The organism is Nibrella viscosa, assembly GCF_039541875.1.
GTDB lineage: Bacteria > Bacteroidota > Bacteroidia > Cytophagales > Spirosomataceae > Nibrella > Nibrella viscosa.
Window position 1 is genome coordinate 1 of record NZ_BAABHB010000004.1, and the last position, 23,940, is coordinate 23,940.

18 protein-coding genes and 1 tRNA gene are annotated in these 23,940 nt (G+C 54.0%); 14 read left to right on the forward strand and 5 right to left on the reverse strand.

What is annotated here, in order from left to right; translation table 11 throughout:
• Window positions 1-242 precede the first annotated feature (242 nt).
• On the forward strand, window positions 243-2,912 hold the full coding sequence (locus tag ABD931_RS11770; RefSeq protein WP_345267255.1) for a T9SS type A sorting domain-containing protein: 2,670 nt from the start codon (window positions 243-245) through the stop codon (window positions 2,910-2,912).
• 975 nt (window positions 2,913-3,887) lie between these two features.
• Here the strand turns inward: ABD931_RS11770 and ABD931_RS11775 are convergent.
• A tRNA-Phe gene (locus tag ABD931_RS11775) sits at window positions 3,888-3,960 on the reverse strand.
• A gap of 132 nt (window positions 3,961-4,092) precedes the next feature.
• Here ABD931_RS11775 and ABD931_RS11780 point away from each other — a divergent pair.
• The 5 genes from ABD931_RS11780 to tnpA all read left to right on the forward strand — a co-directional run bounded on the left by ABD931_RS11780 (window position 4,093) and on the right by tnpA (window position 9,309).
• Window positions 4,093-5,463 (forward strand): 4Fe-4S dicluster domain-containing protein, encoded by a 1,371-nt coding sequence (locus ABD931_RS11780; protein WP_345267257.1) that lies wholly within the window; start codon window positions 4,093-4,095, stop codon window positions 5,461-5,463.
• Window positions 5,464-5,530: 67 nt separating this feature from the next.
• On the forward strand, window positions 5,531-6,832 hold the full coding sequence (locus tag ABD931_RS11785; RefSeq protein ID WP_345267259.1) for a glycosyltransferase family protein: 1,302 nt from the start codon (window positions 5,531-5,533) through the stop codon (window positions 6,830-6,832).
• An 18-nt stretch (window positions 6,833-6,850) separates the two neighbouring features.
• A complete protein-coding gene (locus ABD931_RS11790) occupies window positions 6,851-7,657 on the forward strand; it encodes a (Fe-S)-binding protein (protein ID WP_345267261.1) in 807 nt (268 codons plus the stop codon).
• Between the two features lie 87 nt (window positions 7,658-7,744).
• Window positions 7,745-8,302, forward strand: a complete 558-nt coding sequence (locus ABD931_RS11795) for a hypothetical protein (RefSeq protein WP_345267263.1) — start codon at window positions 7,745-7,747, stop codon at window positions 8,300-8,302.
• 545 nt (window positions 8,303-8,847) lie between these two features.
• Window positions 8,848-9,309: an IS200/IS605 family transposase gene (tnpA, locus tag ABD931_RS11800; protein WP_345267265.1), complete on the forward strand. Its 462-nt coding sequence runs from the start codon at window positions 8,848-8,850 to the stop codon at window positions 9,307-9,309.
• Window positions 9,310-9,845: 536 nt separating this feature from the next.
• Here tnpA and ABD931_RS11805 read toward each other — a convergent pair.
• The gene (locus ABD931_RS11805; RefSeq protein WP_345267267.1) at window positions 9,846-10,292 is read right to left on the reverse strand and encodes a T9SS type A sorting domain-containing protein; all 447 of its coding nucleotides are present in this window, start codon (window positions 10,290-10,292) and stop codon (window positions 9,846-9,848) included.
• 864 nt (window positions 10,293-11,156) lie between these two features.
• Between ABD931_RS11805 and msrC the strand changes: the two genes are divergently transcribed.
• Entirely contained in the window at window positions 11,157-11,642 is a 486-nt protein-coding gene (msrC, locus tag ABD931_RS11810) for a free L-methionine (R)-S-oxide reductase MsrC (protein WP_345267269.1), read from the forward strand.
• On the opposite strand, the gene mnmC2 is transcribed toward msrC, so the two are convergent.
• Window positions 11,643-12,320: a tRNA (5-methylaminomethyl-2-thiouridine)(34)-methyltransferase MnmC2 gene (gene mnmC2 / locus ABD931_RS11815; protein WP_345267271.1), complete on the reverse strand. Its 678-nt coding sequence runs from the start codon at window positions 12,318-12,320 to the stop codon at window positions 11,643-11,645. It lies immediately after the preceding gene.
• 44 nt (window positions 12,321-12,364) lie between these two features.
• Here mnmC2 and ABD931_RS11820 point away from each other — a divergent pair, with 44 nt between their 5' ends.
• Window positions 12,365-12,838, forward strand: coding sequence for a DUF4293 domain-containing protein (locus ABD931_RS11820; RefSeq protein WP_345267273.1), 474 nt, complete (start codon window positions 12,365-12,367; stop codon window positions 12,836-12,838).
• A 65-nt stretch (window positions 12,839-12,903) separates the two neighbouring features.
• Here the strand turns inward: ABD931_RS11820 and ABD931_RS11825 are convergent, their stop codons facing one another.
• The gene (locus ABD931_RS11825) at window positions 12,904-13,875 is read right to left on the reverse strand and encodes a KpsF/GutQ family sugar-phosphate isomerase (RefSeq protein ID WP_345267275.1); all 972 of its coding nucleotides are present in this window, start codon (window positions 13,873-13,875) and stop codon (window positions 12,904-12,906) included.
• A gap of 104 nt (window positions 13,876-13,979) precedes the next feature.
• Here ABD931_RS11825 and recQ point away from each other — a divergent pair, with 104 nt between their 5' ends.
• From recQ to nagB, 5 genes are all read left to right on the forward strand, one after another.
• Window positions 13,980-16,187, forward strand: coding sequence for a DNA helicase RecQ (recQ, locus tag ABD931_RS11830; RefSeq protein WP_345267277.1), 2,208 nt, complete (start codon window positions 13,980-13,982; stop codon window positions 16,185-16,187).
• A gap of 106 nt (window positions 16,188-16,293) precedes the next feature.
• The gene (gene purD / locus ABD931_RS11835; RefSeq protein ID WP_345267279.1) at window positions 16,294-17,583 is read left to right on the forward strand and encodes a phosphoribosylamine--glycine ligase; all 1,290 of its coding nucleotides are present in this window, start codon (window positions 16,294-16,296) and stop codon (window positions 17,581-17,583) included.
• A gap of 194 nt (window positions 17,584-17,777) precedes the next feature.
• Window positions 17,778-18,863, forward strand: a complete 1,086-nt coding sequence (locus ABD931_RS11840) for a PSP1 domain-containing protein (protein WP_345267281.1) — start codon at window positions 17,778-17,780, stop codon at window positions 18,861-18,863.
• Window positions 18,864-18,940: 77 nt separating this feature from the next.
• Window positions 18,941-19,420 carry a gliding motility lipoprotein GldH gene (locus ABD931_RS11845; protein ID WP_345267283.1) on the forward strand — a complete coding sequence of 160 codons (480 nt, stop codon included), beginning with the start codon at window positions 18,941-18,943 and terminating at the stop codon, window positions 19,418-19,420.
• A gap of 100 nt (window positions 19,421-19,520) precedes the next feature.
• The gene (nagB, locus tag ABD931_RS11850; RefSeq protein ID WP_345267285.1) at window positions 19,521-21,494 is read left to right on the forward strand and encodes a glucosamine-6-phosphate deaminase; all 1,974 of its coding nucleotides are present in this window, start codon (window positions 19,521-19,523) and stop codon (window positions 21,492-21,494) included.
• 50 nt (window positions 21,495-21,544) lie between these two features.
• Here the strand turns inward: nagB and ABD931_RS11855 are convergent, their stop codons facing one another.
• Entirely contained in the window at window positions 21,545-22,543 is a 999-nt protein-coding gene (locus tag ABD931_RS11855; protein ID WP_345267287.1) for a nucleoside hydrolase, read from the reverse strand.
• A gap of 165 nt (window positions 22,544-22,708) precedes the next feature.
• Here ABD931_RS11855 and ABD931_RS11860 point away from each other — a divergent pair, with 165 nt between their 5' ends.
• The gene (locus ABD931_RS11860) at window positions 22,709-23,881 is read left to right on the forward strand and encodes an acyltransferase family protein (RefSeq protein ID WP_345267289.1); all 1,173 of its coding nucleotides are present in this window, start codon (window positions 22,709-22,711) and stop codon (window positions 23,879-23,881) included.
• The last annotated feature ends 59 nt before the right edge of the window (window positions 23,882-23,940 follow it).

Genomic DNA, 23,940 nt, shown 5'->3' on the forward strand with positions numbered 1-23,940 from the left:
TCACTCTGACGCAGCCTACAGCGGTAACGGCCACGGCCACGGTGAGCACCTCCATCGCCTGCTTCGGCGGTCAGGGCAGTGTCAGCGTAGTAGGCACAGGCGGCACAGCACCTTACCAGGTGACGGGTCAGACCACAGGCCTGGTAGCGGGCACCTACAGCTTTACAGTAACTGACGCCAACGGCTGTGCGGCCACTACTCAGATTACTCTGACGCAGCCTACAGCCGTAACGCTCTCCGTAGTGTCCTCTACATCAGCACTTTGCCATGGCGGTACTGGTTCAATTGTTGTAGCGGCTTCCGGCGGGACAGCTCCATACAGTTACACCATAACTAAGAACGGTGGTGGCTATACAAGCTCAAATGGTGACGGCCAGTTTGGCGGACTCTATGCAGGTAACTACACAATTACAGTTAAGGATGCTAACGGTTGTCCGCAATCAGTAACGGCGAATGTCGCTCAGCCAGCAGAAGCAGTGTATATCTCTCACACGACGTCTACCTCTGTAGCTTGCTTTGGTGGCAGCACGGGTACGATCAGTGCCACGGCATTGGGTGGTGTGGGCTCTGTTTACAGCTATACCTTAACGGGTACTACCGTGGGGAATTCACCGGTTACGCTTACCAGTAATAACGGCACCTTCACGGGTCTGGCAGCAGGTACGTATACGGTGAAGGCATCTGATGCAAATGGTTGCGAGTCACAGGCAAGCGGCGCAATAACCATCAACCAGCCGACACAGGTAACACTGTCATCGGTGACGTCTACGTCAGTAACCTGCTTCAGTGGTACGAATGGCGCGCTGTCTGTATCGGCCTCCGGCGGTACCGGAGCGGGTACCTATAGCTACACACTGACTCCAGGTAATGTGGTGAACACCACAGGTACCTTCAACAACCTGGCAGCAGGCAGCTACACCATCAGTGTCAAAGACGCAAATGGTTGTACCAGCACGGCACCAGCAGCGGGTACGGTAGTTCAGCCGACACAGGTAACACTGTCATCGGTGACGTCTACGTCAGTAACCTGCTTCAGTGGTACGAATGGCGCGCTGTCTGTATCAGCCTCCGGCGGTACCGGAGCGGGTACCTACAGCTACACACTGACTCCGGGTAATGTGGTGAACACCTCAGGTACTTTCAACAACCTGGCAGCAGGCAGCTACACCATCAGTGTCAAAGACGCAAATGGTTGTACCAGCACGGCACCAGCAGCGGGTACGGTAGTTCAGCCGACACAGGTAACGCTGTCATCGGTGACGTCTACGTCAGTAACCTGCTTCAGTGGTACGAATGGCGCGCTGTCTGTATCAGCCTCCGGCGGTACTGGAGCGGGTACCTATAGCTACACACTGACTCCGGGTAATGTGGTGAACACCTCAGGTACTTTCAACAACCTGGCAGCAGGCAGCTACACCATCAGTGTCAAAGACGCAAATGGTTGTACCAGCACGGCACCAGCAGCGGGTACGGTAGTTCAGCCGACAGCACTGACAGTATCGGCGGCTGCGGGAACAATTGCCTGCTTCAGCGGTACAACCTCGCTGACGGCAACGGCAAGTGGCGGAAATGGGAACTATATGTACAGTCTTAATGGTGGTACGCCACAGTCCAGCAATGTCTTTAGCGGGATTGTTGCTAACACCAACTATACGGTGACCGTTACCTCTAACGGAGCTTGTCCTACAGTTACCAATACCGTAAGTGTGACGCAGCCGACGGCAGTAGCCTTTAATCCCGTATCTGTTACCAATGTGAGTTGTAATGGTGGCTCAACTGGTGCTATAGCTATAACAGCGTCGGGCGGAGTAGGCCCATATAGCTACACGCTGACTCCGGGTAATACAGTTACTACTACTGGTAGCTTCACTGGCTTATCGGCAGGTACAAACTATGTGGTAACGGTGAAAGATGCGAAGGGTTGTCAGCTCGCAACTAGTCCGATTTCTGTGACGCAGCCTACGCAGGTTACTTATACTACTACTTCTACGAATGTGACCTGTCAAGGTGGCAGTCAAGGACGTATTGATGTATCGGCTGCTGGTGGTGGTAGTGGAACGTATTCGTTCACGGTAACAAACGGTAGCGCTATCACTCAAACAGGAACAACGTCGGGAGCTTTCTCAGCAACTGGACTGACAGCAGGTACGTACACTGTACAAGTGAGAAATAGTTTAGGATGTGTGGGTTCAGGACCTGCTTCGGTGACTATTACACAGCCGAGTACTGCACCGAGTGCCACGCAGACACCAGTAGTTACTTGCGTTAAATCTACTACTTTAACGTCTTTAACTATCACCACTACAGTGAGTAATGCGAGTGTGACGCCGACGTATTCTTGGTCTTATAAAACAAGTAGCAGCGGTACCCCGATTTCTCTTTCAAATCCCTCTACAACTACTATCAATGTTGGAAATGCTCAGAATCCTAATATCTTTAGATTTGTTGTGAATGGGAATCAATTAGTAATCACTGCCCTAACTTCTGGTAAAACTTTAAGTGATCTGGCCGGATACATTTTCTCAGATTTTTGGGATGCTTCTTGTAATAATGGAACTACCATAACTACTCTTGATGGTGGTGCACAGTGTACTCCACAAGCTCGTGTGGCAACTATAGAGGCTATAACGGCAGAGCCAACAGTTCCATTGCAAATGCAATTGAGCGCTTCTCCAAATCCAACCAGTGATGTGCTGAACGTCACGATTACGGGAGCGGGTGAGCAGAAGGTGGTGCCGCTGAAGCTTTACAATGTAATGCAACGCGTAGTAGGTGAGTGGCCGGTCGAGATCAGCAATGGTCAGGGTAAGGCAACCATCGATATTCGTGAGCAGGCAACGGGTGTTTACATCCTGTCGGCAGAAGGCGATAAGCAGCGCGCTACGCAGCGGATTATGAAGTCAGGTAACTGATAAGACGGACGCATAAGGTCCGGTCGGACCTGCACGATACGGCAACGCTCTCCTCCGGGGGAGCGTTGCTTTTTTATGTCGTAGGTAGGCTCATGAATTGCATTGTATCGTTGGTCGGAATGAGCTGTTTCCCAATTATGAAGCTTTCAAACCAGCCTTTATCGTTTGTCGCTACTATACTCGCGGCCTGTCGGTGTTTGCTCCGGATTGTTTTTAAAGAATTAAGCGAGCCATTTGGGCTTGCCCTTACAGGGCAGAGGATAGGGCGCAAATCGGCAGGTTCTATAAACCGCTGACCCCTCCGGGGTAAACTAAGGCATCCGCCTACTCCGGAGCAGAACACAAATCGGCAGGTGCTATAAACCGCTGACCCCTCCGGGGTAAACTAAGGCATCTGCCTGCCCCGGAGCAGAACACAAATCGGCAGGTACGATACATCGCTGACTCCTCCGGGGTAAATTAAGGCATCCGCCTACCCCGGAGGGGTCAGCGGTTTATAGCCAGGGTCGTTCATCCTATTCCCTCTGCCCTGTGAGGCCAAGCCGTTCGTATTAGCTTGCCCTTACAGAGCCGGCGAACTCGGCAAAGAGCGGTAAGTGCTATAAACCGCTGGCGGTAACAATCACCCGGTCCTCCACAGCAAAAATGAAAGGTGTAAATTTCCGGTGCGTTTTATGAATTGTACATCCGGGATATGAATAATTTCCGGTTGCTAAATATGTTTCCGCTAAATCTATGACGGCTATGATGGCTGAATTACAGGATTAACCGGAGCAGGCACTAATTTTCAACACAGATGTAGACTCAATTCTTTCTCAGACTAAAAAACGAGCGAAAACCCGTACGTACATTACCAGGGAACGCTTATATTTGCTCATCAGCAAATGGTATGCACGCATACTAAATAACTAAGGGTCGTTATGAAGAGAGCCGGTAATAAAACAAAAAACCCCGCTGGAGGGCGGGGTTGGAGGGTGGTGATGGACGGAATCGAACCGCCGACACAAGGATTTTCAGTCCTTTGCTCTACCAACTGAGCTACATCACCGCTAACGGTCAACCGTTAAATGTGGGTGCAAAGGTAAGCGGATAAACCCCTTTGCGCAACCCTTTTTCAAATAAATTTTAACAAAATTGTGGTACTAAAGGTAAATAGCTGACAGCCAGTATAAACAACACCATGGCCATTATCGAACAAATCCTATTCATCATTGCCGTCGGCGTAGCCGGTTACCTGATCTGGCAACGCTATACCCTGATTAAGCGAGCCATTCAGCTCGGCCGGCCGGAGGACCGGAGCGACAACCCCGGCGAACGCATGAACATCATGCTGCGCGTGGCTTTCGGGCAGCGTAAGATGTTTGCCAAACCGCTGGTGGGCTTCATGCACTTTATTATCTATGCCGGCTTTATTATCATTAACCTCGAAATCCTGGAGATCATCATCGATGGGATTCTGGGTACGCACCGGATCTTTTCGCCGGTTATCACCGGCATCTACCCGTTTCTGATCGGGGTTTTTGAGGTGTTGGCGGTGGGGGTAATTGCCGTCTGCGTGGCATTTCTGGCCCGGCGGTATGTGCTGCGGGTCGGCCGGTTTCAGCCGGAGCGGCACCGCGAGATGAGCTGGCGCTGGCCCCAACTGGATGCTACGCTGATCCTGACGTTTGAGATCCTGCTGATGCTGGCGTTCCTGACCTGGAATGCTTCCGACAGCGTACTGCGTGAACGGGGCGTTGGGCATTACGGCGAGGTGCCGGTGGGCGATTTCCTCATCAGTCAGTTGCTGAAACCTTTATTTACCGGCTTCAGCGATACCGCGCTGGTGGCCTATGAGCGCTTTGCCTGGTGGTTCCACATCCTGGGTATTCTGTTCTTCGCGGTATACGTCACCTACTCCAAGCACCTGCATATCGCCATCGGTTTCCCCAATGTCTACTATTCTGATCTGAAGCCCAAAGGGGAGATGGAAAACATGCCGGAGATTACCCGGGAGGTGCAACTGGCGCTGGGGGTTACCCCCACGGAGGCCGCCAATGTGGATGATAACGGGCAACAGCCGGTAGACGCGCCGGCGGAGATCGGTCGTTTTGGGGCCAAAGATGTGGGAGACCTGCGGTGGATCAACCTTATGAACGCCTATAGCTGCACCGAGTGCGGGCGCTGTACGGCGGCCTGTCCGGCCAATATCACGGGCAAGGCCTTGTCGCCCCGCAAGATCATGATGGATACCCGCGACCGGCTGGAAGATATTCAGCGCGGCTGGAAAGCGCACGGCCCGGATTACAAAGACGATAAATCGCTGTTGGGCGATTACATCACCGTGGAGGAGATCAACGCCTGCACCACCTGCCAGGCCTGCGTGCAGGAGTGCCCGGTCAACATCGACCCGCTGGATATTATCCTGCAACTGCGCCGGTACCGGATCATGGAAGAAGCCCAGGCCCCGGCCTCCTGGAACGCCATGTTTAGTAATGTCGAGAACAACATGGCCCCCTGGAAGTTCTCGCCCAGCGACCGGTTTAACTGGGCCGATCAGGTGAATCAGTAAGGTTGCGCCGGTAGCCGTTGGTTACCGACCAATTTGGCCGTAATTTTCGGCGCATTCACAGAAGTAGATGGACGTTATTGTTATAAAAGTGCTGATTGCCCTGGTGGGCACCCTTGCCTTCGGGGTTCTTTATCGACTAAGGGAACAGATTGAACGCTGGCCGGAGCCCACCCGTAACCGGCGGCTGGCACTGGCCTTTACGCTTTGTCGGCTGGTGCCGTTTGTGGGTATATACCTGATTGCCGGTGCCGAAACGCGCTCCGATGTGCCCTTGTTTTACCAGGCTGCCGCCGAGGCCCTGGCGGGGAAACTGGTATACCGGGATTTCTGGTCGCCCTACAGTCCGCTGTTTGCCTACCTGACTGCCCTGCCGCTGGTGATCTGGCACAGTGCCAAAGCGGTGGTGTTGTTCATGATCGGGGTAGAAGGGCTGGCCTGGTGGCTTACCTACCGCCTTGCCCGCCGGCAGGTGGGTGCCCGGGCCCATTGGGTGGCGCTGCTGTATCTGGTATTGCCGGCTCCGCTGGTGTTTTGCGTGCTGGGTGGGCAGGAAGATAGCTGGATGTGGGCGTTTACCGTAGCCAGTCTGCACCTGGGCCGTCAGCAGCCAGACGAGTTCCGGCTGGGCATGTGGATGGCCGTGGTGCTGCTGGCCACTAAGGCACTGGCGGTGCTGATTGTGGCGGCTTTGTTTTTCTGGGTGCGCCGGCCCGTCCGCTACGTGTTTGGGCTGGCGGTGGTTGGCCTGCCGGCCCTGGCGGTACTGTATCTGCTGACCGGCACGGGTTTTCTGACCCCGCTGATGTTTGCCGGTATGCTGTTTGCGCCAAACATCTGGACCGTGCTGGCCCCGCTAACCGGCGATTTTATGCAGTATGCCGGACCGCTGAGCACCCTGGGTTTGCTAACTGTCATTGCCTTTTCGGCGGTAGGGGCCTGGCGCCTGCGGCAACAGCGGGTCAGCTACGAGCGCAGTCTGCCGATTCTCTGGCTGCTCTGCTACGGGTTTATCATGGTGGTGCATAAAAGCTCGTTCAGTAACTACGCTTTTATCTATATGCTGCCGCTGGTATTTTCGGTGATCGACCTGACCGACAGCAGACAGGTAGGGGCCTTGCTGGTGCTGAACGCGCTGGCGGCCATTCAGCCGTCGCTGTGGTGGAGCCTGGATACGCCCCTGTTTACCAATCCGGCCATGCTGATGCAGGGGCAGAATCTGCTGGAATACAGCATGGAGGTATGCATTGTGCTGAGCGTCGCGTATTTTGTGTGGCTGGCCTATACCCGTATTCCAACAGGCTCGCGGCCCCTTAGCTCTGTTCAGACACCGCACCCCTCCTCAACCCCCGACCTGAAACACGGAACATGAAAACTGAACCAGTAAAAAATGGAATCAACAACTGAAAAAACATACAAAGTCCCCCTCATGGCCGATATGCTGGCTGCCGGCGAAGAGCCGGAAGTCTTGTTCTGGGTGGGCTGTGCCGGCTCGTTCGACGACCGTTACAAGCGGGTGACCGTGGCCTTTGTGCGCATTCTGAACCATGTGGGCATCAAGTTTGCCGTGCTGGGTACCGAAGAAGGCTGCACGGGCGATCCGGCCCGCCGGGCGGGGAACGAGTTTCTGTTCCAGATGCAGGCGATGGCTAACATTCAGGTGCTGAATGGTTATAGCGTCAAAAAGATTGTGACGGCCTGTCCGCACTGCTTCAACACCATCAAAAACGAGTATCCCAAACTGGGCGGCAGCTACGAAGTGATTCACCATTCGCAGTTTCTGCAGCAGCTTATCAACGAAGGGCGGGTGCGGGTCAAAGATGGAGAATCGTTCAAGGGTCGGCGCATCACCTTCCACGACTCCTGCTACCTGGGGCGTGCCAACAAGATCTATGAGGCCCCGCGCGAAGTACTCAAGGCCCTGGATGCCGATCTGGTGGAGATGAAGCGCTCCCGCTCGCAGGGCCTGTGCTGCGGAGCCGGTGGTGCCCAATACTTCAAAGAGCCCGAACCTGGTAAAAAAGACGTGAACGTCGAGCGCACCGAAGAAGCCCTCGGCACCGGCGCCGATACCATTGCGGTGGCCTGCCCCTTCTGCATGACCATGATGACCGATGGCGTGAAGAACAAAGAAAAAGAAGACACCGTTCAGGTCTACGACCTTGCGGAACTTATCGCCCGGGGGGAGGGGTTGTGAAAGAGTCATTAGTCAATAGCCGTTAGCCGTTAGTAGGCAAGTCCCAGTGGCCAGTAGGCAGGCGTCAGCACTAACGACTAGTGACTAGTGACTAACGACTATCGACTATCGACTAATACCATGTACATCGATTTCAACCAAATAGCAGACAACGCCCGGCTGTGGGTGTACCAGGCAAACCGGCCGCTCACACCGGAGGAAGTGACGCGTGTAGAACAGGCGCTGCAATCGGCGCTAAACGGCTGGGCCGCCCACGGGCATCCGTTGTTATCGTCGGCGCGGGTGGTCAAGAACCGGTTTGTGCTGGTAGCGGTAGATGAGAACCACGCCCTGCCCAGCGGCTGTTCCATTGATGCCTCGGTGCATTTCCTGCAGGCCATTGGCAAGCAGTTAGGGGTTGATTTCTTCGACCGCTCGGTGGCCTATATCGCGGCCAATGGGTCGGTGCAGACCTTAACGCTGCCGCAACTCAAAGCCGCCGTTGCCGAGGGCGTATTGACGCCGGAAACCACGGTTTTCAATAACCTGATAGCTCAAAAAGCCGACCTGCCGGGCTGGAAAGTAAAAGCCGGTGATACCTGGCTGAAGCGGTATTTCAAAAATATCCTAGCCGGCACCGATTCGTCGGACCGCCCTGCTGGCTAAAGATCTGGGAGATAAGCTGTCAGGGCAGTTCAACATCAGCAGCCTGATCCACTCTGCAAGACCGGGCGATTGTTATTGCGGTTTATTGCATCTGTCATTCGTATGATGGGGCAGGTGTTATAAATCTAAGTAATGACCACCTGGTGCTCCGAAGCTAAAAAATCATATAGCAGTGTCTTTGCCCCGTAGGGGCTAGCGGTTTGTAGACAACGCCATAAGTATCCTTTCCCGGCTGCCCTGTAGGGGCAAGCCAAGTCAGCAGGCTTGCCCCTACAGGGCAGCCGGGAAAGGATACAGTGCTATTGTTTCTATTAACCGCTGGCCCCTACAGGGTAGTGGAATGATGTCAAGCGGTCGGATGTTACAAACCGCTGGCGGTAACGACCGTCCGACCCGGCGGGGCAGAGGGAAAGGCACGTAACGGCTGTTCTCAAAGCCGCTGGCAGTAATAACTGCTCCACTTTCCAAGCAAAAGAAGACAAACCAACTGGTGACGTCAGGTAATTGATCAGGTCTAATTGACAGATACCGTAACGCACCAGCCGATGCCTAATACGTTTACCCAACTGTACGTTCAGATTGTCTTCGCGGTAAAAGGCCGCCAATCGCTGATTCTGCCTGAACACAAAGAACGGCTGCACCAATACATAACTGGGGTTGTTAGAAACCGTCAACAAAAGCTGTTGGCGGTGCATTGTATGCCGGATCACACCCACCTCTTCATCGGCTTCAGCCCAACCCTGGCTATTGCGGACCTGGTACGTGACGTAAAAACCCAATCCAGCCGGTTTATCCGGGAGCAGAAGATCACGCCATTTTCATTTGCGTGGCAGGAAGGGTACGGGGCGTTTACCTACGCCCAATCCCAGATTGATGCGGTGTGCCGGTACATTCATAATCAGGAGCAGCACCATCGCAAACGGACGTTTAAAGAGGAATACGTGGAGTTTCTGGATAAGTTTGGGGTGGAGTACGATCAGAAATACCTTTTTGACTGGATCGAGTAGCGTTTGAGATTGCGGTTGCGACTGTCGGACCCTACAGTGCAGTGGGCATGATGTCAAACGGTCCGGTGCTACAAACCGTTTGCCCCTACAGGGCAGTGGGGAAAGGTATGTAACGGCTGTTCTACAAACCGCTGGCCCTTACAGGGCAGTGGAGAAAGGTATGTAACGGCTGCTGCTTTTTGCCCTGTAGGGGCAAGCGGTTTGTAAAAATGGAAAGACGTGTGTTTGTCATCTGCCCTGTAGGGGCAAGCGGTCGGGTTCTACAAACCGCTGGCCCCTACAGGGCAGTGGGGAAAGGTATGTAACGGCTGTTCTACAAACTGTTTGCCCCTACAGGGCAGGGGAATGATACCAAACGGTCTGGTTCTGCTCTTTGCTACGTAGTAGCCAGCGGTTTATAGAAACGGAAAAGCGTTGGTTTTCTGGCTGCCCTGTAAGGGCAAGCCAATCAGAGGCTGGCGGTAACGACCGCTTGCCTTTACAGGGCATTGGGTGTTGAAGCAACGTGGCTGGATGTTATTTACGGTTGAAACAATCTACGGCACAAAAAACTTCAACCGCTTCACGCCCGTTTCCGAATCCACCGAAATCAGGTAAACCCCCGGCACCAGCGGAGACGCCGGCCGGATCACCCACTCCGTATCGGCCAGGTGAATGGACTGGGCAGACACCGACTGACCAGCCATATTGTGCAGCTTCATACCTCGGGCATCAATGGCGTTCAGCAGCACCCGAATATCCCCGTTCTCGGCCGACTGATACGCCAGCAAAGCCTCCTCGTCTGAATTAACCACCACGGAGATAATTTTGGAAAAATCCGTTTTGCCGTCTTTATCAATTTGCCGCAGGCGGTAGTAGTTAGCACCGGGGAAAGGGTTCTTGTCTTCAAACTGGTAGCGGTTGCGGGTATCGGCATCACCGGCGGATTTTACCGGCTCGCCGACCGGCAGAAACTCTTTGGCATCGCGGCTGCGCTCCACCACAAACCGATCTGCGTTACGTTCCCAGGCCGTTTCCCAGAAAAGCTGGACCGAATTGCCAAAGGCTTTGCCGCTGAATTGAGTGAATTCGACAGGAAGCTGGTTGGTACAGGCAGCGTCATTTAGTTTACGAGTAAAATAGGTTACACCGCCAATTGTTTGAGAACCGTTAAAAGGAGCTGGATAAGTTGCTAAGCAAGCACCAGTACCAATTACAATGACTGAATTTTTACTACCACTTTCAAGTGTCCCTCCAGATCGGACTTCAATTTGTGAATAATCGTTAGCAAGGGTTAAAACTTTATTTTGATCTATAGTAAGTGTAGCACCTGGCATTACAATAATATTGACCTGACCACTAATAGTCCGATCTGCGTCCATTTCAACAAAACCACTGTTAATAACAATTGTCCCGGTAAAGTTTCCACTAGGCGGAGGGGCACCGACAAGGGGAGGGTTTGGTGTCGAACAACTCCAAATGGCTGCATTGGACCACTTAACTGCACTATTTTTACTTGTCCCGCCGTTAACAACCGTACAAGTCTGGGTAAAACCAATCAATGTACTTCCTAAGAGTAGTATCAGAAGTACTAACCTGGCATATAGTAAGTAATAGTTTTTCATAAATAGTAAACTCGTTTAGTTCCCTGTTCCCTATGGGACAGCATACCTATCTTAATCATATTTTAATAAGCAAAATAAAGCAATAATCAGGTATCTTTCCTAATTCTGCCGATTCATCTTTGTATCCGGTCTATAAACCGTTGGAATAGCGGTTTTGACCCTGTTTTTGGCCGATCAGCGGGTAGCTGTTACTTTTGTAGACGCAGGCGTTCAGCTTGTTTTACAATAGTCTATAGCACATCAATGGCAGAGACTTTACAAATACCCCATACCACCAACCGGCAGGAGATCTACGAGACGCTGCTGCCCCAGTTAGCCGCGCTCGTTGAGGGCGAAACCGACCTCACCGCCAATCTGGCCAATATCACGGCGGCACTCAAAGAAGCCTTCGGATTTTTCTGGGTCGGATTTTACCTCAAAAAAGAAGGGCAACTCGTACTTGGTCCCTTCCAGGGCCCCATCGCCTGCACCCGCATCAATTTCGATAAAGGCGTGTGTGGCGCGGCCTACTCCCGCAAAGAAACCATTCTGGTGCCGGATGTCGAGCAGTTTCCCGGTCATATCGCCTGTAGTTCTCTGTCTAAATCAGAAGTAGTCGTGCCCGTATTCGACAAAAACGGTGAAGTGGCGATGGTACTGGACGTTGACAGCGACAAACTCAACGACTTCAGCGAGGTTGATGTGGTTGGGCTGGAGCAGGTTGGGTGGTTGATTAGTTCAATGAACTAATCAACCAATCACCGCCCGCAGCACTTCCCGTTTCCGCGCCGGGCCGGCATGCTTCTCTACGGTAAAGCCGGCGGCTTTAAGGTTGCGCTGCACGTAGCCCTTGGAGCAGTAGGTGGTGAGCAGGCCGCCCGGTCGCAGCAGACCGGCTATGTTTCGGAAGATGTCTTCCGTCCACAACTCGGGCTGGGCTTCGGGCGCAAAGGCATCGTAGTAGACCAGGTGAAAGCGTCCGGGTAGGGTGTCGCCGGTGGCTACGTCCTGCAGCAGCCCCTGCCGCTTGGTAAGGGTAAAATAGGAGTGGATCTCCGTCAGCGCATCCCAGGGTGCTTCGTGCAGGAGTGAAAGGTAGTTGGTGCCCAGCAGCGCATCAAAATTAAGCTGTTGGGCCTCCGCTATCGGCAGCGGGTACGCTTCTACGGCGGTGTAGAAGACCGGCCGTTGGCGCTGTCCGGCTTCGCGGGCGGTGAGCAGGGCGTTCAGGCCCGTACCGAAGCCCATTTCAAAGACAAACAGATCGTCGCTGAACCGCCGGAAGGCCTCCTCCAGCCCCAGCTCGATAAACACCCGCTGCGACTCCTGCCAGGCCCCGAAAATAGAGTGGTAATGCTGGTTGAACACCGGATGGTACACCGAATGCGACCCATCGGCCGTGATGACGATACGACTGCCTGTTTTCATATTCCTTGCTTTTGGGTTATCTTCGCCCCCCAAAACAGCTTACCATGATTCAACGCATTCAAACCATATTTATGTTTTTAATTGTGCTCGCGATGGGCGTATTTCTGTCGTTTCCCATCTGGGATAAGACCGGCATCCGCTCCACCGAAACCGCCCAACTCACCGCCCTTCAGTACTCGTACCAGCAGGGCATCACCACTTACCCCATCCCGATGTGGTACCTCGCCGGCCTGGCGGTGCTGGTCGCTCTTATCGCGCTGATTGCCATTTTCCGCTATCGCAACCGCCTGCAGCAGATGGGCCTCTGCGCCGTGAATGCCCTGCTGATGACCGGCATGATGGCCATTATCCTTTACACCACCCTCTACAAAGGCAAGACCTACGGCATGGTCGATGACCAGGGCAATTACCATATCGGTTTCTACGCCCTCATTGCCGCGCTGATCTTCAACATGCTGGCCAACCGCTTCATCCGCCGGGATGAGAAGCTGGTAAGGGATTCGGACCGGTTTAGGTAGGGAATGATGAGTTAAGAGTTATTGGTAACTGGTAATTCTTAACTCATCACTCTTAACTCTTAACTTCAAACCAGCCCCTCCTTCAGCAAATCATGCAAATGCACAAACCCCACTACCCGCCGGTTGTCGGCGACAACCAACTGGGTGATGTTGCGCTCCTGCATGATCTGGAGGGCCGTAACGGCGTAATCGTCGGGCCAGACGCAGACGGGTGAGGGTGTCATGATGTCCTGAGCGCAGAGGTGGGCGTACTGCTCGTGCTGGTTCAGCATCCGGCGGAGGTCGCCGTCGGTGATGATACCGGCCAGTATATGCTGGTCATCGACCACCGCGGTGGCGCCCAGCCGTTTGGAGGTCATTTCCAGAATGACTTCGTGTATAGTGGCCCGTGCGGGAACCTGGGGTACTTGGTTGTGCGGGTAAATATCACTAACTTTCAGGTACAGCTTCTTGCCCAGGGAGCCGCCGGGGTGGTACCGGGCAAAATCCTGCCGGGTAAATCCTCGGGCTTCCAGCAGGCTTATGGCCAGGGCATCGCCCAGGGCCAGGGCTACGGTGGTGCTGGTAGTTGGGGCCAGGTTCAGCGGGTCGGCTTCGCGTTCGCAGTAGCCATGCAGCACATAGTCGGCGTGCCGGGCCAGGTACGAGCCGGTATCGCTGACGAGGGCAATAATCCGGACGCCGGTGCGACGCAGCAAGGGCAGTAACACCTTGATCTCAGCGGTATTACCACTCTTGGAGATGCAGATCACCACATCCTCGGCCTGAATCATACCCAGGTCGCCGTGGATGGCGTCGGCCGCGTGCATAAACAGGGCCGGGGTACCGGTGGAGTTCAGCGTCGCCACTATTTTCTGGCCGATCAGGGCACTCTTGCCCACACCGGTAACGACCACCCGACCGGGGGTTCCCAGGATGGCTTCGACACAGGCATCGAACTGTTCATCGAGCCGGTCGATGGCCGCCCGGATCGCTTCCGCTTCGGCCAGCAAGACCTGACGGGCAATTAGCTGGGGATTTTTTTTTAGTACTTTCAACGGAGAATTCGCTTTGGCGAAAGGTTTGCGTTGTAAATTCGCTAACTTTATTTAGCAAAGATACAGTCAACAGAGATTTTAGTAACCTTCTGTACGAATATAGAATGATGCAGGTAGACCACGCGGTACACGTTACCCTGAAGGAGCGGCTAAAAGAAATTTTTGGGTATAGTCAGTTTAGAGGAGATCAGGAAGCCATTATCAATAGTATTCTGGCCAGCCGGAACACCTTTGTTATCATGCCGACGGGAGCCGGCAAATCCCTTTGTTATCAGCTGCCGGCGCTGGTCACCCACGGCACGGCGGTGGTGATTTCGCCCCTGATTGCCCTGATGAAAAATCAGGTGGATCAGCTCAATGCCTTCGGTATCAATGCGCAGTTTCTGAACTCGACCCTGACCAAGGCCGAGATGAACAAGGTAAAGAAAGATACCCTGAACGGCTCACTGAAGCTGTTGTACATTGCCCCGGAGTCGCTGACCAAGGAAGAGAATCTTGACTTTCTGAAGAAAGCCAACATCTCGTTTGTGGCCATCGACGAAGCCCACTGTATTTCGGAGTGGGGGCATGACTTCCGGCCGGAGTACCGCAAGATCCGGGGTATTGTCGATAACATCGGCCAGTTGCCCGTGATTGCGCTGACGGCTACGGCGACGCCCAAGGTGCAGCAGGATATTCAGAAAAACCTGCAGATGGAAGATGCCGACATCTTCAAGACGTCGTTTAACCGGAAAAACCTGTATTACGAGGTGAAGCCGAAGATCGACGCCAAAAAGCAGCTCATCAAGTACATCAAGAATCATAAGGGTAAGTCGGGAATCGTGTACTGCCTGAGCCGGAAAACGGTGGAGGAAATTGCCGAAGTGCTCAACGTCAACGACATTAAGGCCCTGCCTTACCATGCCGGTCTGGACCCTGCCACCCGCATGGCCAACCAGGATGCCTTCCTGAACGAAGAGGCCGACGTGATCGTAGCCACCATTGCCTTTGGGATGGGAATCGATAAGCCGGATGTTCGGTTTGTGATCCACTACGACGCGCCGAAGTCGTTGGAAGGCTACTACCAGGAAACCGGGCGGGCGGGCCGCGACGGGCTGGAAGGTAACTGCATCATGTTCTACAGCTACGAGGATATTGTCAAGCTGGAGAAGTTCAACAAAGACAAGTCGGTCACCGAGCGCGACAACGCCCGGCACCTGCTCACCGAAATGGTATCGTACGCCAACCTGGGTACGTGCCGGCGCCGGCAGTTGCTGAGCTACTTCGGTGAGTACGTAGACAAGGACTGCGGGTTCTGCGACAACTGCCTGAAGCCGACCGAGAAGTTTAAGGTACAGGAGGAAGTGGTACTGGCGCTGCGGGCTGTGGCACAAACCGACGAACGCTTCGATGCCGCCCACATTGCCGATGTGCTGACGGCGACCGAAAACCAGTACATCACCAGCTACGAACATGACAAACTGGATGTGTACGGCAAAGGCCGCGAGTTCAACGAGAGCGTGGACTACTGGTGCTCTATGCTGCGGCAGTTGACCATTCTGGGCTATATCGATAAGGATGTCGATAACTATGGGGTGCTGAAGGTCTCCGAAAAAGGGAAGCGGTACATTGATGATCCGTACCCGGTCACGCTGGCAAAAGACCATAACTACGACCAGCAGATTGCCGACGGTGAAGAAGAAGGCGATAAGGATATGGCACCCACCACCGGCAGCGCCTACGACGAAGAACTGCTGGGCTTGCTGAAGGCCCTGCGGAAGAAGGTAGCTAAGGAGAAAGGCCTGCCGCCCTACGTTATTTTCCAGGACCCTTCTCTGGAAGAAATGGCCACCACCTACCCCTGCACCCGCGAAGAAATGGCGCAGATCAACGGCGTGGGCATGGGCAAGGTGCAGAAATTTGGCCGGCCGTTTATCGACCTGATTGCAAAGTATGTCGAGGAAAACGATATTGAAACGGCGAAAGACGTAGTCGTAAAATCGACCGTCAACAAGTCGAAGGTCAAAATCTACATCATTCAGCAGATCGACCGGAAGGTGGATCTTGAAGAAATTGCCGAGTCGAAGGACCTGTCAATGGAGGAACTGGTGGAGGAAATTGAGCATATCTGTTACTCCGGCACGCGCCTGAACCTGGATTACTACATCAACCAGATCATGGACGGCGACCGGCAGGACGAAATTTACGATTACTTTATGTCGGCCGAAACCGACAATATTGCCGTAGCCATGCGTGAGTTCGGCGGTGATGATTTCACCGAGCAGGAACTTCGCCTGATGCGGATTAAATTCTTATCGGAAGTAGCGAACTAATGATGAATGATGAATGATGAATGATGAATGGGTTGGCGCAAGCTTTTCATTCCGCCCGGCGGCCCGGATCATTCATCATTCATCATTCATCATTCATCATTGAAAAATGAACATACTCATATTGGGTTCAGGCGGGAGAGAGCATGCCTTTGCGTGGAAACTGGCCCAGAGCCCGCTTTGTGATAGCTTGTTTGTGGCACCAGGGAATGCTGGTACGGCGCAGGTGGCCACCAACCTGCCAATCGGCTACAATGATTTCGAGGGTATAACCGAGGCTATTCGCAGACACCGGATCGACCTGCTGCTGGTGGGGCCGGAAGAGCCGCTGGTAAAAGGAGTGGTTAACTACCTCCGCAGTCAGCCGGATTTAGGTGCCCTGCGCATTGTTGGCCCCGATCGGCAGGGGGCACAACTGGAAGGCAGCAAAGACTTCTCCAAGCAGTTTATGGTGAAGTACGGCATCCCGACAGCCGCGTCGCAGACGTTTACCGCCGACACGCTGACGGAGGGTCTGGCGTATCTGGACGCCCATTCACTGCCGGTAGTCCTGAAAGCCGACGGACTGGCGGCAGGTAAGGGCGTGGTGATTGCCAATACCGCTCAGGAGGCTCAAGACACGCTCCGCGATATGCTGACAGCGCAGAAGTTTGGCGAGGCCGGCAACAAGGTGGTCATTGAGCAGTTTTTACGGGGTATTGAGTTATCAGTGTTTGTGCTGACAGACGGCGTCAATTACAAGATCCTGCCGGAAGCAAAAGATTACAAACGCATCGGCGAAGACGATACCGGACCGAACACAGGCGGTATGGGTGCGGTGTCGCCGGTGAAGTTTGCCGACCGGAAATTCCTGCAAAAAGTAGAAGAGAAGGTCGTCAAACCCACGCTGGCGGGGCTACAGCAGGAGGGTATCCGCTACCAGGGTTTTATCTTTGTGGGCCTGATGAACGTGAAAGACGAGCCGTACGTTATTGAATATAACGCCCGGATGGGTGATCCTGAAACGGAAGTGGTGCTGCCGCGCATCCAGAACGACCTGGTTGAGCTGCTCACCGCCACCGCCGACGGGGAACTCGATAAAGTAGCGCTACAGGTATCGCCCCAGACCGCCGTCACTACGGTCGTAGTGTCGGGCGGATACCCGGATGCCTACGAGAAGAGTAAAGTAATCACGGAGTTGGACAAGCTGGAGCAGGTAATCGCGTTCCATGCCGGCACCGCCCCTGGCCCCAACGGTCACGTGCTGACTAATGGCGGGCGGGTACTGGCGCTTACGGCACTGACCAATTCCCTGGAAAATGCCGTCCGGAAGTCGCAGGAAGCGGCCCGCACGGTGCAATTTGACGGGAAATATTACCGGAAAGACATCGGGCTCGACCTGATCCGGTACCAGGATTAACGTTTGAGGTTTAAAGTTTGACGATATTTAGTGACGGTTTAACCTCAAACCTTAAACCTCAAACCTCAAACGAACGATAAAATATGTCTTGCAAATCCTGTACGACTGGTGGATGCGGAACCCGAACAGCCAGTAACGGCACGGCAACAGCCGGCTGTGGCAGCGGGGGGTGCAGTACCGGCGGATGCAATAAGATGAATACGTTCGACTGGCTGAGTCACATGGAGGTTCCGGTGGCGCAGCGGTTCGACGTGGTGGAAGTTAAATTTAAAGGTGGCCGGAAAGAATATTACCGGAATGTTCACCAACTGAACCTGACCACCGGCGACTTTGTGGTCGTCGAGATGCAGTCGGGATACCATATGGGCGCAGTGTCCATGCAGGGCGAACTGGTGCGGCTGCAACTGCGCAAGAAAAACCTGCAGGCTACGGATGACATGAAGGTGATTCACCGGATTGCGACGCCCAAAGACCTGGAGAAGCACGAGCAGACCATTGCCCGCGACCTGCCGACGATGTACCGGGCGCGGGAGATTGTCAGAGAGCTGAATCTGAACATGAAGCTGTCGGATGTGGAGTACCAGTCCGACAATACGAAGGCAACGTTTTATTACTCGTCGGAGGAGCGCGTCGATTTCCGGGAGCTGATCAAGCTGCTGGCGGCTGAGTTCAAGATCCGGGTAGATATGCGGCAGATCAGCCTGCGGCAGGAAGCCGGCCGGCTCGGGGGCATCGGCTCCTGCGGCCGTGAACTGTGCTGCTCGACCTGGCTGACGGATTTCAAGAACATTACGACCTCGGCGGCCCGGTACCAGAACCTGTCGCTGAACCCGGCCAAGCTGTCGGGTCAGTGCGGACGGCTGAAGTGCTGCCTGAACTACGAACTGGAAACGTACATTGATGCGCTGCGGGATATTCCGACGGTAGAAAAGCCGTTGCAGACGCAGAAAGGCAATGCATACCTTCAAAAAACTGATATTTTCCGCAAAATCATGTGGTTCGGCTACAGCACCGAAAGCACCTGGCACCCGCTGCCGATTGAGCGGGTGCTGGAGATCATTAACCTCAACAGGCAGGGCGTTGTTCCGGAATCATTTGACGTACTAACCCCGGTGGGGGAAAAAAAAGAACCCGCTGGACTGGCTGCGCTCAACAGCGATCTTGACCGGCTCGATAAAAAGTACGCTATTGCCAAGGTGAAGAAGAAAAAGAAAAAGTCGAAAGGAAAAGCCTCGGGGCCGGCCACCGGTGCGCCGGCGGCTCAACCGGCAAAAGGATGAGTCCAGAAACCGCCATGTCCTCAACGACATGGCGGTTTTTTGTAGAGTCCTTGTAACTTTGCAGAAAGACACGGGGTATGAAAAGGAAGGGGCTCTGGCTGGTTGTGCTGCTGGCACTGGTAGGATGCGACAAGAACACGGTATATAAAGAATATACCGACATAAAAGGCGGGCAGTGGTATGTAAACGACACTCCCTCGTTTACGTTTACAATCACCGACACCACCGAAGCCTATAATATTTACTATAACCTGCGAAACAGCATTTCGTACCCCTATTATAATCTGTATCTGACCCGCTACCTGACCGATGCCGGCGGAACGCTGATCGAGTCGAGGCTGGATGAACTGATCCTGATGGACCCTAAGACCGGTAAGCCGCGGGGCGATGGCCTGGGTGACATCTTTGACCATAAAGTTCTGATTAAACGCAACTACCTGTTTCCGCACGCTGGTGATTATACCCTGCGGATTAGTCAGTACATGCGGCAGAACCCATTACCCGACATACTTAGTGTTGGGGTTACTATTGAAAAGGCTACGCCCACCCCGGACTAGGGTTGGTATAGCAATAATGCCCGAGTTTTTAGAAAAATTCTGCGGTGCGTTGCCCGAAATTTCTCAACTTTACCATATCATCTTTTCCGCCTTAGTCCGTATGATTACTGAACCTTCCCATCTGGATAACCCTATTTCGGAGGGACTGAACAACCGCGTAGCCGGCGAACCCGTACAGGCCGCCATCACCTACGAAAAAATTCCGACGCATATTTACGCTGATGCCAAAGACGCGTCCCGCGCTGTAGCCCGTGAAATTGCCGATCTGATCCGCGAGAAGCAGGGAGCGGGTAAACCCTGTGTGCTCGGCCTGGCCACGGGCTCATCGCCCAAAACCGTATATGCCGAACTAATCCGTATTCATCGGGAAGAAGGATTGAGCTTCCGCAACGTCGTTACCTTTAACCTGGACGAATACTACCCGATGGAGCCCGACTCGCTGCAAAGCTATGTCCGGTTCATGAAAGAACAGTTGTTCGACCATGTCGACATTCCCGAAGGGAATTACAACATTCCGGATGGCACCGTTCGGGTGGATAAGGTGGCCGACTTCTGCCGGGCCTATGAGGCCAGGATCGAATCGTACGGGGGACTGGATTTTCAACTCCTGGGCATCGGCGGGAACGGCCATATCGGCTTCAACGAGCCTGGTTCGCTCATCAATTCGCATACCCGCCTGATGATGCTCGACCACTCGACGCGGGCGGCTGCGTCGATGGACTTTGGCAGCCTGGCCCGTACCCCCCGCAAGGCAATTACCATGGGCGTAGCCTCCATTCTGGCAGCTAAACGTGTAGTGCTGCTGGCCTGGGGTGAGCGTAAAGCCCCTGTTATCCGGGGAGCCGTTGAAGGCACCGTGACCGAACACAATCCGGCCTCGTACCTGCAAACCCACCCGAACGCCCTGTTTGTCATCGACGAAGCGGCTGCCTCGGAACTGACCCGGATGAAAACGCCCTGGCTGGTCGATCAGGTGGTGTGGGACAATAAAATGATTAAAAAGGCGGTGACGCACCTGTCCCTGACGCTGGGCAAACCGATCCTGAAACTGACCGACCGCGACTACAACGACAATGGCGTAAGCGACCTGCTGGCGCAGTACGGGCAGGCTTACGACATCAACATCGACGTATTCAACCAGCTTCAGCATACCATCACCGGCTGGCCGGGTGGTAAACCGAACGCCGACGATACCAACCGGCCGGAGCGAGCCCTGCCGGCCCAGAAGCGCTGTCTGATCTTCAGCCCGCACCCCGACGATGACATTATTTCCATGGGGGGCACCTTCCAGCGCCTGGCCGACCAGGGACATGAGGTACACGTGGCCTACCAGACCTCCGGCAATATTGCCGTAGCCGACGATGAAGCACTGCGCTTTGCCGACTATGTGGTCGATTTCAACGATAAATTTGGCATTGATAGTCCCGAGGCTACCCGGATTTTTCGGGATGCGGCTGCCTTCCTGCGTACCAAGAAAGACAGCGAAATGGATACCGACGAGGTGCGGTACATCAAAGGTCTGATCCGCAAGGGCGAGGCCAAATCAACCTGCCGCTTTGTGGGTATTCCGGTAGACAACGCGCATTTCCTGAATATGCCGTTCTACGAGACGGGTAAGGTCGAGAAAAAGCCGTTGAGTGAGGAGGATATCAAGGTGGTCATGAACCTGATTGAGGAGGTAAAACCGCATCAGATTTATGCTGCCGGCGACCTGGCCGATCCGCACGGGACGCACAAAGTTTGTCTGGACGCCATCATCGAAGCTGTCCGTCGCCTGAAACATAAGAATTTTATGAAGGACTGCTGGGTGTGGCTGTACCGTGGTGCCTGGGCCGAGTGGGACATTCACGAAATTGAAATGGCCGTGCCGATGTCGCCCGATCAGGTGATGCGCAAGCGGCTGGGTATTTTCAAGCATCAGTCGCAGAAAGACGGCGTCGTGTACCAGGGCACCGACTCCCGCGAGTTCTGGCAGCGGGCCGAAGAGCGCAACCGCGCCACCGCCGGCCTCTACGACCGCCTGGGCCTCGCCGAGTACGAAGCCATGGAAGCTTTTGTGCGGTGGAAGTTCTAAGGTACCCGCTTCTAACTGTCAAATGAAAAGCCCGATCTAAATCGGGCTTTTCATTTGACAGTTAGAACGGGAGTAGTATCAGGCGGGAAATAGCCTCTTAGCGATTGCAGCATGATTTCTTTATATTCAGGTTTCACCCCATAACAGTAATTGGCTATCCTGGCTGACGAATACTGGTAAGAGGCTTGTAAGAAAAGTTTTTCGGGTTGAATAAGCCGGTGAAGCTTCCAGTCATTGGCCAGGTGCTCGGTTCTGACGGGTATATTTTTATAATAAAGCAGATAATCCGGGTCGGTGAGCCACGCGGCTGTCACTACATCAAACGGAATAAATCCTTTAGGAGAGCCCAGCGCTATTTTCCACAGCTTTTGCCATTGTCTTAGCTGGTGATATAGCCATTGATCTGTTTTATCCGAACTTTCCTGAAGAAACTTAATGTCCTGCCTGTCGAGGTAAATGGTTGAAGAGGCTTCATACCCGGCAAGAACAAGGGGTATATCGGTGCCCATAATTAGCTGAAACGCATTGGGGTCGCGTTCAAAATTAATGTCGGGGAGATTAATTCTGCCCTTTGCCGGGTTAAGAAGCCGACCTGGCTGCCGGCCTCCACAGAAGACTATTTCCTTAATCTGATGCTGGAGCTCCGGGTAGCGCATCAAAACGGTGGCTACATTGGTAGCCGGCCCCAGAATCAGAATGGAAAGCTTCTCTTTTCGCAGCGCTTCGGCTAATGCTTCTACTGCCTCGGTTTGTTTTCCAAGCAATTTGCTGCCGGATGCTCCTTTGAAGAGGGGAATGGTTTTACCGCATCGTTGCAACAGCTTTTGGGTAATCCGGTAGCCGTGGTTACTATTCAGGGCGAAACTTATTCCCCTGACAGTTACCTTATCTGAGCGCACGGCCTGCAGGATGGCGAGGCCATCGTCGACATCGCGGCCGAAACGACCCAAGTGAATATCGGTATCAATCCAGATAGCCGTTCGCTGAGCGTTAGTAATCAGGGACAGGAGGAGCAGCGCCGTCACTGCGGGTATAAACAAGGTTTTCATGATGAAAGAGGAAGATGGTTAACCAAGGTACAATTAAAGCTTTCAGTTAGGGCAGACTTTTGATTTATCGGTAAAGGAGTCGTCGTGTGGGGCCGTAGCGGATACCAGAATTTTTGCCAGAAAACGGTAGCTTTGGTTTTTCGCTGCATAACTATGACACAAACTGTGAGATTTACTTCAACAGCGGCTGCGTCGTCGGTGGCCGATAAACGTCCTGCCGCCCGGCTGCTGTCGCTGGATGTCTTTCGGGGAATCACCGTGGCCGGTATGATTCTGGTCAATAATCCCGGCGACTGGGGGCATGTGTATGCGCCCCTGCTGCATGCGCCCTGGCACGGCTGGACACCCACGGACCTGATCTTCCCGTTCTTTCTCTTTATCGTGGGTGTTTCTATTACGTTTGCGCTGGGGAGGGAAAAAGAAGGAGGGAACGGAGGCAGGGGCGTGACGGGAAAGATTATCCGGCGGAGCCTGGTGCTGTTCGGGTTGGGGCTGTTCCTGAACCTGTTTCCGAAGTTCGACTTCGCTACGTTCCGGATACCGGGCGTATTGCAGCGGATAGCGCTGGTGTACCTGGCCTGCTCCCTTATTTACCTGCGCACCAATACCCGCACCCAGAGCGGGCTGATTGCCCTGCTGCTGATTGGCTACTGGCTACTGATGACCGTGGTTCCCGTGCCGGGTGTGGGCTATGCCAACCTCGAACCAACGACCAACCTGGGTGCCTGGTTCGACCGGACGCTGCTGGCGGGGCACCTCTGGGCCAGTTCGAAGGTCTGGGACCCGGAGGGGCTGCTGAGCACAATGCCGGCTATCGCTACCGGGCTATCGGGCGTATTGGTGGGTACACTGCTGCGGTCTGGCCGGGCGGAGGCCGACAAAGTGGCCTGGCTCTTTGCCGCCGGTTGCCTGTCGGCCCTGGGGGGCGTGATCTGGGGCAGCTTCTTTCCGATCAATAAAGCGTTATGGACAAGTTCGTTTGTGCTGCTGACCTCCGGGCTGGCTATGCTGGGCCTGGCGCTCTGCTACTGGTTTATCGATGTGCAGGGCCAGACAAAGCCCGGCTACCGGCGGTGGACCACGCCTTTTGTAGCCTTTGGGGTAAACGCCATTACGGTCTTCTTCCTCTCGGGCCTGATTCCCCGCATTCTGAACATGATTCATGTAGCTAGCGACGGCACGGAAATGGGGGCGAAGGAGTGGATGTATCAGACTTTTTTTGTGTCTTTTTTTACCGATCCCTACCAGGCATCGCTGGCCGGGGCCATTACCTTTATTCTGATCTGGGTGGCGGTTCTCTGGTGGATGTACGCCAAAAAAATAATCATCAAGGTATAGTTTTTAGTTGTGTAAGGGGCCACCGGTAACGCAGCGTACAGACTTGCCTGCTGCGCTAC

Bases quoted from the DNA above. Each gene is read 5' to 3' on its own strand.
- ABD931_RS11780 (WP_345267257.1), top strand. From the start codon at position 4,093: ATGGCCATTATCGAACAAATCCTATTCATCATTGCCGTCGGCGTAGCC.
- ABD931_RS11785 (WP_345267259.1), top strand. From the start codon at position 5,531: ATGGACGTTATTGTTATAAAAGTGCTGATTGCCCTGGTGGGCACCCTT.
- ABD931_RS11790 (WP_345267261.1), top strand. From the start codon at position 6,851: ATGGAATCAACAACTGAAAAAACATACAAAGTCCCCCTCATGGCCGAT.
- tnpA (WP_345267265.1), top strand. From the start codon at position 8,848: ATGCCTAATACGTTTACCCAACTGTACGTTCAGATTGTCTTCGCGGTA.
- msrC (WP_345267269.1), top strand. From the start codon at position 11,157: ATGGCAGAGACTTTACAAATACCCCATACCACCAACCGGCAGGAGATC.
- mnmC2 (WP_345267271.1), bottom strand. From the start codon at position 12,320: ATGAAAACAGGCAGTCGTATCGTCATCACGGCCGATGGGTCGCATTCG.
- ABD931_RS11820 (WP_345267273.1), top strand. From the start codon at position 12,365: ATGATTCAACGCATTCAAACCATATTTATGTTTTTAATTGTGCTCGCG.
- recQ (WP_345267277.1), top strand. From the start codon at position 13,980: ATGATGCAGGTAGACCACGCGGTACACGTTACCCTGAAGGAGCGGCTA.
- purD (WP_345267279.1), top strand. From the start codon at position 16,294: ATGAACATACTCATATTGGGTTCAGGCGGGAGAGAGCATGCCTTTGCG.
- ABD931_RS11840 (WP_345267281.1), top strand. From the start codon at position 17,778: ATGAATACGTTCGACTGGCTGAGTCACATGGAGGTTCCGGTGGCGCAG.
- ABD931_RS11845 (WP_345267283.1), top strand. From the start codon at position 18,941: ATGAAAAGGAAGGGGCTCTGGCTGGTTGTGCTGCTGGCACTGGTAGGA.
- nagB (WP_345267285.1), top strand. From the start codon at position 19,521: ATGATTACTGAACCTTCCCATCTGGATAACCCTATTTCGGAGGGACTG.
- ABD931_RS11855 (WP_345267287.1), bottom strand. From the start codon at position 22,543: ATGAAAACCTTGTTTATACCCGCAGTGACGGCGCTGCTCCTCCTGTCC.